Annotated in this window: 12 protein-coding genes; 7 read left to right on the plus strand and 5 right to left on the minus strand. The window is 53.5% G+C overall.

What is annotated here, in order from left to right; translation table 11 throughout:
• The first annotated feature begins 14 nt into the window (after positions 1-14).
• Entirely contained in the window at positions 15-935 is a 921-nt protein-coding gene (locus tag U738_RS12515; RefSeq protein WP_035580954.1) for a LysR family transcriptional regulator, read from the plus strand.
• A gap of 81 nt (positions 936-1,016) precedes the next feature.
• Here the strand turns inward: U738_RS12515 and U738_RS12520 are convergent, their stop codons facing one another.
• The gene (locus U738_RS12520) at positions 1,017-1,979 is read right to left on the minus strand and encodes a membrane protein (RefSeq protein ID WP_035580955.1); all 963 of its coding nucleotides are present in this window, start codon (positions 1,977-1,979) and stop codon (positions 1,017-1,019) included.
• Positions 1,980-2,104: 125 nt separating this feature from the next.
• Between U738_RS12520 and U738_RS12525 the strand changes: the two genes are divergently transcribed.
• The gene (locus tag U738_RS12525; protein WP_035580957.1) at positions 2,105-2,575 is read left to right on the plus strand and encodes an Lrp/AsnC family transcriptional regulator; all 471 of its coding nucleotides are present in this window, start codon (positions 2,105-2,107) and stop codon (positions 2,573-2,575) included.
• 6 nt (positions 2,576-2,581) lie between these two features.
• On the opposite strand, the gene U738_RS12530 is transcribed toward U738_RS12525, so the two are convergent.
• From U738_RS12530 to U738_RS12545, 4 genes are all read right to left on the minus strand, one after another.
• Positions 2,582-3,040: a nucleotide triphosphate diphosphatase NUDT15 gene (locus tag U738_RS12530; protein WP_050713036.1), complete on the minus strand. Its 459-nt coding sequence runs from the start codon at positions 3,038-3,040 to the stop codon at positions 2,582-2,584.
• A 37-nt stretch (positions 3,041-3,077) separates the two neighbouring features.
• Positions 3,078-3,698, minus strand: a complete 621-nt coding sequence (locus U738_RS12535) for a TetR/AcrR family transcriptional regulator (protein ID WP_035580959.1) — start codon at positions 3,696-3,698, stop codon at positions 3,078-3,080.
• A gap of 92 nt (positions 3,699-3,790) precedes the next feature.
• Positions 3,791-5,287, minus strand: a complete 1,497-nt coding sequence (locus U738_RS12540; protein WP_035580961.1) for a CoA-acylating methylmalonate-semialdehyde dehydrogenase — start codon at positions 5,285-5,287, stop codon at positions 3,791-3,793.
• Between the two features lie 31 nt (positions 5,288-5,318).
• Positions 5,319-6,692 (minus strand): aspartate aminotransferase family protein, encoded by a 1,374-nt coding sequence (locus tag U738_RS12545; protein WP_035580964.1) that lies wholly within the window; start codon positions 6,690-6,692, stop codon positions 5,319-5,321.
• A 326-nt stretch (positions 6,693-7,018) separates the two neighbouring features.
• On the opposite strand from U738_RS12545, the gene U738_RS12550 reads away from it, so the two are divergent.
• The 5 genes from U738_RS12550 to U738_RS12570 are packed head-to-tail and all read left to right on the plus strand — an operon-like array spanning position 7,019 to position 12,361.
• Positions 7,019-7,273 (plus strand): hypothetical protein, encoded by a 255-nt coding sequence (locus tag U738_RS12550; protein WP_035580967.1) that lies wholly within the window; start codon positions 7,019-7,021, stop codon positions 7,271-7,273.
• Positions 7,274-7,275: 2 nt separating this feature from the next.
• Entirely contained in the window at positions 7,276-8,799 is a 1,524-nt protein-coding gene (locus tag U738_RS12555) for a sodium:solute symporter family protein (RefSeq protein WP_035580970.1), read from the plus strand.
• Between the two features lie 11 nt (positions 8,800-8,810).
• Positions 8,811-9,665, plus strand: coding sequence for a FadR/GntR family transcriptional regulator (locus tag U738_RS12560; RefSeq protein ID WP_035580972.1), 855 nt, complete (start codon positions 8,811-8,813; stop codon positions 9,663-9,665).
• Positions 9,666-9,683: 18 nt separating this feature from the next.
• Entirely contained in the window at positions 9,684-10,958 is a 1,275-nt protein-coding gene (locus U738_RS12565) for a Zn-dependent hydrolase (protein WP_035580975.1), read from the plus strand.
• A 2-nt stretch (positions 10,959-10,960) separates the two neighbouring features.
• Positions 10,961-12,361, plus strand: a complete 1,401-nt coding sequence (locus U738_RS12570; protein WP_035580978.1) for an amidase — start codon at positions 10,961-10,963, stop codon at positions 12,359-12,361.
• Position 12,362: the final 1 nt, after the last annotated feature.

Here is a 12,362-nt window from a genome sequence, read left to right on the forward strand (position 1 = left end):
AGGAAAATTGCGCTGTGGACACGAATAAGTTACTACCGCTACTGACTGAGATGGCAGTATTCGTAAAAACAGTCGAATCTGGCAGTTTTTCAAAAACGGCCAAAGTGCTTGGCGTAGCGCCCTCATCTATCAGCCGTTCCATCACTCGCCTAGAGGCCGCCTTAGAAGAAAAGCTCTTAGAAAGAACCACAAGGAAAATGCGTTTAACACCTATAGGCCAAAAGGTGTTCATACTCTGTCGAAATATGTTGGAGTCAGCCCAAATGGCAGTTTCCGCCGCCCATTCTGATAAAAACGAGATATCGGGATCTTTAAGGGTAGCTGCCCCAAAAGCGCTCTCTAAACAAGTATTGATGCCTATGATTCTAGAGTTTACTCAGGCAAATCCCAAGGTATCATTTCAGCTTAAAGTTACAGATCATCCAGTTGACCCGGTTGGAGATGACGTTGATGTATTTATACATATCACAGAAAACCCAATTGAAGGGCTTATTTCCAAAAACCTTGGAAATTGTCGTCTCATATTATGTGCCAGCACTAGCTACATCCAGGAATTTGGTGTACCAAGTCAACCCGAAGACCTCTTGAATCATAACTGTTTAAGCCTTGGAGAGACTCCTCGTGACAGAGTATGGGTTTTTAAGAACAACAATCAAAAAATTCCTATAAATATCAAAGGTACGCTGACCGTTAATCATAGCGAAATAAGAAGAGAGGCTGTATTAAAAGGCAGGGGGGTATCTATATTTCCAGACTTTGTCATATCGGCACATCTAGCGTCAAACGAAGTCACAGAGCTTTTGAAAGACTGGCATATTAGCGGCAGTTATCAAGGAAAAATAATTGCGCAATACGCCCAGTCAAAATATATGACGAGCCAACTAAAAGCTTTTATTAACTTTATAAAAGACCGCTTTGATAGTGGCTATGTATGATTTTTTTTTCAGCACGCCACTTAAAACCGACAAAAACACCATTACAGAATCACAAATTTCCCGTAGAGCAAAGCGTGGGGCTTACTGGGAACTCGGCTCACCTAGTTGAGCTACTAGCCCAGGCCAGCGGGCAATCATAGCGGTGACAATAACGGCAAAGAGTAGCCTTGCCCATAAAATGCCCACTATATCGGCCCCGAGCATCAAAATCAGCAGCGTGTCTTCTATAACGCTATGGCAAAGGCCGAGAAAGCACAGTGTAAGCGTGCTATCACGCTTACTCAAAACTCCGTTTTGCACATCCCGAATCAGCAGCCCTGCGCCGTAGCTTAATCCCAACGTAAAACCAATCACCGTTACATTAGCTGCCGAACGGCCAATACCTAATAGCTTGAGTAGCGGTAGCAAACCAAGATGAATCCAGCGCTCCAGGCCGAGCTCTTTCAGAAGTTTTAGGAGCACAATCAGCGCTAAAATAATCACAAAGATAAGCGCTAGCGTTTCAAGCTGTGCAATAGCCCAACTGCTTAGCGTTGGAGCTGTCGACAAGCTTGGTTGCCATACCAATGCTACTGGCGCTTGCAACAAACCAAAATACGAATAGAAGCAGTGCAAGAGCCAAGCAAGCAGCAAAGCGCCACCTACGCGCAGGACTAACGTAGCCCACCACGGTACGCCAGCGCGCTTGGCGACGGCCCCTTCAACAGGAATCGAGTGCCCTACCAGCATCAACGCACCCAGCACCGTTACTTGCTCGGTACTCAAGTGCATATCACCGGCTACTTGAAGAAATACCACAATGGCGGTGTACAAGTTGGTAAAGATCGCCGCCGCCCACACAACGCCCAACTGCTCGGGCAAGCCGAGTATGCTCATTAATGGCGCTAATACCATTCCCAGCCAGCCGATAACACCCAAGAGCTCTAATCCTTTGACGATAAGCAACGCCGGAATCATGATTTTGAGCAACGTCAGGTACACGCGCAGCGCGTCTTGTAATAGGTGGGTTATCCAAGCCAATAGATGATGAATTGTTATCTGCATCAAGCCTCCGTTGCCATCCTTAGAACAACGGTTATGATAATGGGGCTCACGCAGAATCTTCTTTTCAATTCCGCACTAACAATCACTATTCGTTCTTTATGAGCTCAGGAAGGACATTTTATTTCATGGACGCCATTGATCGACGAATCCTTGATCAGCTTCAGCGTAACTCCAGCCTGACCAACCAAGCACTAGCAGATGAGATAGGGCTTTCACCCTCCGCCTGCTTAAAGCGCGTTAATCGATTACGCGACGCTGGAATCATTGAGCAGGAGGTAGCACTACTCAATCCTGACGCCTTGGGGCAGTGCTTGCACATGGTGGTAGAAGTCACCATGGAGAGGGATAACAAATCACTCTACCAGCGTTTTTTAACAACAGCGCTGAGCGCCCCTGAAGTGAAGCAGTGCTATCAGGTAACCGGCGAGTGTGATTTTGTATTGATCGTGACAGTCGCTGATTTAGATGAATACGACAGCTTTTGTGATCGCGTGCTTTATGGCGACGACAACCTGCGCAAGTTCCGCACGCTTCTGTCGCGTAAGCGGCATAAGTTTGATACGTCGGTACCGATGGGAAGCTTGCTCTCTACATAACGAGATTTACTCTGCTGGGGCGATGGGGTACTTCTGCCAGCCAGTTGGCGGCTCATCTCCCAGCCAGTGCGCAAGTACCGCCTGGCTTGCCGGAAATAACGGAGCAGGCAGAGCGTCGGGACTGAACCAACGCCATTCAGTAAATACGTCAGGCTCAAGCACGAATGCTTCAGCTTCCTGCTTCACCTTGGCGAGCACTGCTCCTGTCACGACAGAGACTGCGCTATTCAAGTGCTGGGTTATTGCCAGCAGCTGCAGACGTTGCAGCTCGGAAATCCCCGTTTCTTCTGCAATTTCGCGAACAGCAGCCATCTCAAATGACTCCCCCGCATCAACATGGCCACCTGGCAAGCACCAGCTTGGCGATTCACCGGGCTTATCGCGGTACCCAAGCAGCACTGCTCCGTCAGGCCGGATAAGAATAGCGCCAACACCGATAATAGGCTGTCCGATACTGTCCATCATTAACCCTTTTCCAGATCAGCTAGAGCACATAGGTAACTTAAGCCGTCAGCCCAATCCCGCGCAATATCACCGAGGTGACCGACTGTACAGCTTTTTCGAACTGCAGGTCATCCAGCGGTTGGTCGTCGTTGAGCAGATAGATTTGGTAGTCAAAGTCAGCGTAGTGCTGGGTGGAGGCCCAGATCATATAGAGCAAGTAGGAAGGCTCGACGGGGTTGATCTGCCCGGACTCCACCCATTCGCGAATTTTTGACTCTTTAAGCTTGGCCCATTCGTAGAGGTTGTCACGCAGGCGCTCTTTAAGAATAGGCGCGCCCTGCATCACCTCGGCTGCCCATATTTTTGAGCCATGAGCGCGATTGCGAGAGTGGTTCATCTTGGCGCGGATATAAGTGGAGAGCACCACGCGGGGGTCATCGTAGAGCTCGAAGCAGAGCGCATCCTGCTTCCATACTTCTAAAAGCTCCAGTAACACATCCTGGTACAAGGCTTTTTTGGTGGAGAAGTAGTAGTGCACGTTGGACTTGGGAATATCGGCCAACTGGGCGATTTCACCCATAGAGGCACCGGCGTAGCCTTTTTCGGCAAATAGCTGCTCCGCGGCTAAGAGAATCTTCTTAACGTTGGTCTGGCGAATTTCGTCCTGGGTTCTTGCCACGCTGCACTCGTTCCTTACGTCGAAGATAGGCACTAAAAAAGCACCGTCGCAGGGCGACGGTGCTGAGAAGATGTCCTATTTACCCTAGAACGTCAACTTTGATTGGCGGGAAACGAGAACTCTGCTCGCGTCGCTTCGCTAACCGATGGCCAGCGCTGGGAAACCGCTTTGCGGCGGGTATAGAAACGCACTGAATCCGGGCCGTAGGCGTGAAGGTCACCGAACAGCGAGCGCTTCCAACCACCAAAGCTGTGGTAGGCGACCGGCACTGGCAGCGGCACATTGACACCGACCATGCCCACTTCAACGCCATCGGTAAAGCGTCGGGCAGCTTCGCCATCACGGGTAAACAGGCAGGTGCCATTGCCGTATTCGTGGTCGTTGATCAGTTGCATGGCATCGTCAAGGCTGCCAACCCGTACCACGCAGAGTACCGGGCCAAAGATCTCTTCCTGGTAGATGCGCATCTCAGCGGTGACGTTATCGAACAGGCAGCCACCCACAAAGTAGCCTTCCTCGTAGCCTGCGACTTGCAGATCACGACCATCAGCGACCAGCGTTGCTCCAGCGCTTACACCATCTTCGATAAAACTGAGCACTTTAGCGCGGTGCTCGGCGGTCACCAGCGGGCCCATATCCAGATCTTTTTTGGTGCCGGGGCCAACTTTCAGTTGGGCGATTTTAGGCAGCATGGTTTCGACGAGGCGATTGGCCGTTTCATCACCGACGCACACCGCGACCGAGATCGCCATGCAGCGCTCGCCGCAACTGCCAAACGCTGCGCCCATTAAGGTATTGGCGGCGTTTTCCAGGTCGGCATCGGGCAGCACAACGGCGTGGTTTTTCGCCCCGCCCAAGGCCTGAACCCGTTTGCCAGCAGCGGAGCCACGGCTATAGATCGCTTCCGCTACCGGCGTAGAGCCAACAAAGGAAATGGCTTTTACGGCCTTGGCGTCCAGCAGCGTTTCTACCGCTTCGCGCCCGCCGTGAATCACATTCATCACGCCTTTGGGTAGCCCGGCTTCTTGCAGCAGTTCAGCCACCGCCATCGCCGCTGAAGGGTCTTTCTCTGAAGGTTTGAGGATAAAGGTGTTGCCGCAGGCAATTGCCATGGGGTACATCCACAGCGGCACCATAGCGGGGAAGTTAAACGGGGTAATGCCCGCCACTACGCCTAACGGCTGAAAGTTAGACCAAGCATCAATACCTGGACCTACGTTGTGTGAGTACTCGCCTTTGAGCAGTTCCGGTACGCCGCAGGCATACTCGACGTTCTCAATGCCACGCTTGAGTTCACCCATGGCGTCTTCCGGAGTTTTGCCATGCTCTTCGCTAACCAGTTGCACCAAGCGGTTAGCATTATCTTCGAGCAACTGCTTAAAGCGGTACATCACCTGGGCGCGCTTGGCGGGCGGGGTATCGCGCCAAGCGGGAAATGCCGCCTGGGCAGCGGCAATTGCACGCTCTACGTCAGCGGCATCAGCGTCAGCCACTTGGCGAATCACCTTGCCCGTTGAGGGGTTGGTGACATCCAGCGTGCGCTGGCTTTGAACTAATTCACCGTTAATCAGGTGGGAAACATTACTCATATTTAAACTCTCTGAAGTTTAGATCAGTCACTTATGCCAACGAATCCAAGGTGGTCGCCACCGCGTCGAACAGCCGCTCTAGCTCGGCCTCGGTGGTGCCAAAGGGCGGGCCAAACTGTAGGGTGTCGCCGCCGTAGCGCACATAAAAGCCCGCTTCCCAGAGCGCCATATGCGCATCGCGGGGACGAATCGTTGGGTCGCCATCGCGGGGCGTTAGCTGAATCGCCCCGGCCAAGCCGTAGTTACGAATATCGACGACATGATTGCGACCTTTTAGAGCGTGCAGCTTCTGCTCAAAGGTAGGCGCGATAGCGCTAACCTGGGCGGGGAAGTTCTCATGCTCCATCATTTCTAGAGCGGCCAATCCCGCAGCGCAGGCCACCGGGTGGGCGCTGTAGGTGTAGCCATGGGGAAATTCAACGGCGTGCTGGGGGCCGCCTGCATGCATAAAGGTGTCGAAAATCTCGCTGGAAGCGATCACAGCACCCATGGGGATGGCACCGTTAGTGATCTGCTTAGCTACGTTCATGATATCCGGCGTTACGCCAAAGGCTTCAGCGCCGGTAGTCGCGCCGCTGCGCCCAAAGGCGGTAATCACTTCGTCAAAGATCAGCAGAATATCGTGGGCAGTACAGATCTCGCGCAGCCGATCCAGATAGCCTTTTGGCGGCACGATCACGCCCGCCGAACCGGACATCGGCTCGACAATCACTGCGGCAATGGTGGAGGCATCATGGAGAGCGATTTGATCGAGCAATGCATCGGCAAGCTCGGCACCGGTTTCCGCTTGACCACGAGTGTAGGCGTGACCCGCCTGAAGGGTATGCGGCAGATGTGTTACGTCCATCAACTGGCCGTAGTGTTTACGATTACCACCGATACCACCCAGGCTGGTACCGCCAATATTCACCCCATGATAGCCCTTGGCGCGGCCGATCATGCGGGTCTTCTCAGGTTTACCTTTTAGCCGCCAGTAAGCCTTGGCCATTTTGACCGAGGTATCCGCCGCTTCTGAGCCCGAGTTGGTAAAGAACACATGATCCAAGCCGGCGGGCGTCAGGCTGGCAACCTTTTCCGCCAGCTTGAACGCCAACGGATGGGCAAGCTGAAAACCGGGAGCAAAGTCGAGGGTGCCGAGCTGTGCCGCCACGGCTTTTTGAATCTCTTCGCGGTTATGGCCCGCGCCGCATGTCCACAGGCCTGAAAGCGAATCGAACAGCTTACGGCCTTGATCATCAATGTAATAGCGCCCTTCCGCCCCGGTAATCACGCGCGGGTTGGCATGAAAGTCGCGGTTAGCGCTAAACGGCATCCAGTAGTGCTGATTAAGAGCCGTTTTTGAAGACGTATCGTCCGAAGAAGAGTGCGAAGCTTGAGGCTTCGTTTTGCTTTTTATTCCAAACATGGTGTCCAGCTCCATCGCTATAGGTCATTGCCTCAGCATGCGCCACCGAACACGTTTATAAAATTACGCTTTTCTTTTGTTCACGTTAGAAAAACCATACGTAACAGGCCCCCTGTTGATTCCCCTCGTCCTTGACGTGGGTTAAAAAAACACCTAATCATTATATTTATACGAATAAATACAACAAATCAGTGGAACACGCCCAAACAGTGCTCGGCACCGATAACACAGCTTTCAAGAGGCTCCGTTATTGGCCACCGCGTGCTGGAAACACTGCTCACAAATTCAATACAAACAGTTCAATATAACCCAAGGGCTAAATCGCTATGAAATATTTAACCCCGCTCAAGCTATCGATTTATGGCGGCATGCTTTTCAGTTTCTTTATGCTGGAAAGCCCCATCATTATGCTGGCTAACCGCATAGAGCCCATGTTGATGGGCATCCCCTTTCTGTTGGTTTGGAACCTGTTTTGGTGGTTTGCGTTAACGGCACTGTTTTTGGTGGCCTATTTCACCAATTGGGGCAGCCCCGAACCAACAACTGCTCACGCCACTCAACAGCCATCGCAAGGGGATTAATCATGACCGGTAGTTTATTAATTATTGCGGCCTTTATGATTATCCCCTTGATGGTGGGGATTTTATCGGCACGTCAATCGCAAGAAACCAGCGAAGACTTTTTCGTTCAAGGCCGCGCCATGGGCAGTATCGCGGTATTTTTCACCGTGGCGGCAACCTGGTGGAGTGCCTTTGCGTTCCTTGGTTCTAACGCCACCTTTTATACCAATGGGCCGGTATTTCTTACCGCGCTAGCCTGGAACCTGCTGTTTGGTTTTATGTACTACTGGATTGGCAAGCGGGTTTGGTTTTTAGGCAAACGATTTAACTATTTAACACCCTCAGACTTAATAGGCGACTTTTATAATAGTGAGGCGCTGCGCATCACCGTTGCGGCAATTACGCTAATTTTTACCGTGCCTTATTTACAGATTCAGCTAACCGGGGGCGCTTACTTAATTGAAGTGGCCTCCGGTGGTTTGATCCCTTTCTGGCTCGCCGCGCTGCTGTTTTACTTCATCATTATTATCTACGTATGGATTGGTGGCATCCGCGCCATCGCCTGGACCGACGTTATTTATGGCGCGCTGCTATTCTTCGGCATGCTGTACGCGGGCTACTATATTTCCACTCAAGTAGGCGGGCCTGCAGCGCTATTTAGTCAACTTCAACAAACCTCTCCTGACCATCTCACCATGCCTGGGCCCAATGGCACGATGGGCTACCCCATGTGGTTCTCGCTATTTGCCATCACCGCTATTGGCGCCTTTATGGGCCCGCAAATCTGGCTACGTATGTACTCGGTCAAACACGGCAAGCTGTTTAATTTAATGCCGTTTCTACTCGGCTTGGCAGCCTTTGCCTATGTGGGCTCGGTGCTGTCTGGCTACTCCGGTGTGCTGCTCGAGCCCAATGTGGAAAATCCCGATCAAATTCTGCCCATCATGCTGATGGAGTATGCCCCCTACCTGCTTGCCTCACTGATTATGGCGGCTGGCGCTTCGGCCGCCATGTCCACCGCTAACTCGCAGATTCACGCGGTGTCCACTGTGGTCACGATGGATATCTATAAACGCTATGTGAACCGTGAAGCAAGCCAGGCACGTATTGTTTATATCGGTCGTCTATCGTTGGTGGGTTTCTCCCTGGCGGCTTATATCATGGCACTTACCGTACCGGGAGTACTGGTCACCATTGGCATTGCTGCACTGGCGGGCACCGCACAGTTGGTTATTCCCACCATCGGTGCCATCACCTGGAAAAAAGCCCATCCCACCGCCGCACTCGCCGGGTTATGGGCTGGCGTTGCCTGCGTGCTATTAATGACCTTTGGCCCGCTAAGCGCACCCTTTGGTTACCACGCAGGTATTTGGGGGCTATTGTTGAATGCGGTGCTGTTTGTTGGCCTAAGCCATGCGCTGCACCGTCGCGATACAGCGGTAGTGGAACGGTTTACCCAGGCACGCTACGACTACGATGCTGAGTACCACCCTGAGCGTTTGCCCGCCTATACCCAAGAAGTGACCAGTAGCGCTAACCACAGATAAGGAGTGTGTTGATGACTCAAGCCCCTATTTCAACCTCTGGTTCAACCACTGGTCCAGCCTCAAGGCGCCGACCCAAGCTTGCCGAGCTGATTAGCGATGATATTAAACGCTGGATTGCCGCCGAGTCTTTGGGAGAAGGCGACCGCCTGCCGAACGAAAAAGCGCTAATGGAGCTTTACGGTAGTGCCAAGGCGACGGTGCGAGAAGCGCTTAAGATTCTTGAGGTTGAGGGGCTAGTCACTTTAAAAACCGGGCCTAAAGGCGGCGCGGTAATTAATCAGCCAGGCATGGAACCCGCCAGCCGCATGCTGCGTAACTTTCTGCATTTTCAGCAGTTGGATGGCAGGCAGGTTTACCAGTTGCGCAAACTGTTGGAAGTAGAGCTGGCGGCATCAGTGGTGGGAAGGCTCACCGAGCTCGACTTCCAGCAGTTGGAAGCCAATATATCGGCCTGCGCTTGCTGCGCGAGCGATGAAGAGGATCACCGGCACCAGCGCTTTTTAGAGCTGGAGTTTCACCAACTGCTGGCCCGTGTATGCCCTAACCCTTTGCTCGCCTTTATGTGCCAGTTTTTAAACGACATGCTGCGCGATTTGGTCGTGATCAAAAAAGCGTACGTGCCCGAGCGTAAGCAGTTTGATCACGCCAACCAGGACTACCATCGCCAGTTGGTGAACGCCTACCGGGCTGAAGATACCCAGCGTGTACGGCAGGTCATGGCTGAGCATATGGCCGATGCCGAGCACCACATGAGCGCGCTGGAAGCAGAAATGGCCGCGCAAATGCTGATCAGCAACGATTCTCCCAACCTTCAGAATCACCGTTCCAAGCTACACGACCTAGCGACGGAAAATGCATCCGTTTAATCTTGCGAGGAGAGTGAAATGAACACCTACGTTACGCCAAGCAAAGATAGCACCGACCTACGTACCGACAGCGCTCGTCTATGGGAGTCGCTAATGGAGATGGCCAAACTAGGCGCCACTCCCAAAGGCGGGGTGAACCGTCAAGCGCTTACCGATTTAGAACGCCAGGGACGCGACCTGTTTATCCAGTGGTGCCGCGCCGAAGGCTGCACGATTCGGATCGATAATATCGGCAATATTTTTGCCCGTCGGGAAGGCAGCGATCCCAACGCCAAAACAGTCATGGCAGGCAGCCACCTGGATAGCCAACCTACTGGCGGTAAGTATGATGGCTGTTTTGGGGTACTTTCTGGTCTGGAGGTAATTCGTACACTGAACCAGCACAACATCACCACGCAGTCTCCCATTGAGGTCGTCGCCTGGACTAACGAAGAGGGTTGCCGCTTTCCCCCTTGCATGATGGGTTCCGGAGTATTTAGCGGCGAGCTGGAATTTGACGCTATGATGGCGCGCACCGACGCCGATGGCGTCACGGTCAGCGATGCCCTGGACGCCATTCACTACCGCGGTAGCGATGAGGTCTCGCCAAGCGAAATAAAAGCCTACTTTGAACCGCATATCGAACAAGGCCCTATTCTCGAAGACACCGACACTACCATTGGTGTGGTCATTGGTGGTCTTGGCCAGAAGTGGTTTGATTTAACCCTGACCGGGCTTGAAGCCCATGCGGGCCCTACCCCGATGAATCTACGCCGCGATGCCCTGATGGGCGCGGCAGAAGTCACCCAAGCACTCAACAGAATCGCTTTTGATCATCAGCCCCACGGTCGCGGCACGGTCGGCTGTATGACGCTGCACCCAGGTTCGCGCAATGTGATTCCCGGCCAGGTCAAAATGACCCTGGATATGCGCCACTGGGAGCCAGAAGCGCTTATCGCAATGGGCCAGTCTGTTGCCGCTGCCGTTGAGGAAATTTGCCAACGTCACGGGCTGACGTACGAGCTAACCCCCACCGCGGATTTTGCACCTGAGCACTTCAACAAAGCCTGTGTTGATGCAGTGCGTCAGGGGGCCGCGAAACTCAATCTCTCGCATATGGATATCATCAGCGGTGCCGGTCACGATGCGATGTTTGTGGGCCGCGTTGCCCCCGCCGCGATGATCTTTATTCCCTGCAAGGATGGTATTAGTCATAACGAAATCGAAAGCGCGACACCTGAGCACGTGCATGCAGGCTGTAACGTGCTACTGCACGCGATGCTTGAAGCGGCCGGCGTTGAGAAGGGTGAGTAATCATGGCCGATACCTTTGAAACACTAACGGCCGTCCAGGCATTGGTTCGTTTCGGCGAAGAATCGCTCTCGCCGGAGGCACTGGTAGATGGCTGCTTAGCGCGTATTGAACGGGATAACCACAAGGTCAATGCCTTCACCTGTATTAACGGCAAAGAGGCCCGCCGGTTAGCAGCAGAATCCGCTCGGCGCTGGCAGGCAGGCAGGCCCTGCGGCCCGCTGGATGGCATCCCTGTGACCATTAAAGACCTGGCCTTAACCAAAGGTTTGCCTACACGCCTTGGGTCAACGACGACCTCGCCGGATGGCCCTTGGGAAGTGGATGCCCCCATCAGCCGCCATCTGCGCAATGCCGGGGCCATTGTGATTGGCAAGACCACCTCGCCGGAGTTTGGCTGGAAAGGCGTCACCGATAACCCGCTACACGGCATTACCCGCAACCCCTGGAATACGCAACTCACGCCGGGTGGCTCATCGGGTGGCGCGGGGGCTGCCGCTGCGCTTAACCTAGGTCTGCTTCATCAGGGTAGCGACGCTGGGGGCTCTATCCGCATCCCATGCAGCTTCACTGGTACCTTTGGTATTAAACCCACCTTTGGCTGGGTGCCTCAGTGGCCCGCCAGCACCATGAGTACGCTTTCTCATTTAGGCCCTATGACCCGCACCGCCGCTGACAGCGCGCTTATGCTTAGCGTGATAGCGCAGCCGGATGTGCGGGATGGCTATTCCGGCAACCCACTCGGGCCAGACTGGCTAACGCCACCCCCTGCTGACCTACGCGGCTGGCGCATCGCCTTTAGCGCTGACTTTGGCTATGTAGAAGTAGCACCGGATATTGCGCAGCGGGTTGAGGAAGCCGTGGCCCATTTAGAAGCATTGGGCGCGACGGTAGATCGAATTGACCCTGGCTTTAGTGATCCGCTTAAGACATTTAATACGCTCTGGTTTGCGGGCGCCACCCAAGCGCTCGAAAAACTCAACGAACAACAGCAGGCAGCACTCGACCCTGGTTTTCTGGATATCGCACGGCGCGGGCAGGATGTATCGCTTTCCGCCTACCTCGCCGCCCGGCGTGAGCGCAGCGAATTAACGGCGCAGATGGCGGCGTTTCATAAGCGCTATGATTTGCTGGTCACGCCTACGATGCCCATTGCGCCCTTTGTCGCGGGCCACAACGTGCCACCGGGCGAGCGCTATAAAGACTGGATGGACTGGACGCCGTTTAGCTATCCCTTCAACCTTACCCAACAGCCCGCCGCATCACTGCCTTGCGGGCTGGATAACCAGGGGCTGCCGGTAGGCTTGCACCTTGTAGCAGACAAATATCAAGACCTTAAGGTATTGCATGCTGCTCAATTACTTGAACGCTACTTGCCGCCACTGACACCACCAGGAATAGCATAAC

Source organism: Halomonas sp. TG39a (assembly GCF_000744395.1).
GTDB classification, from domain to species: Bacteria; Pseudomonadota; Gammaproteobacteria; order Pseudomonadales; family Halomonadaceae; genus Vreelandella; species Vreelandella ventosae_B.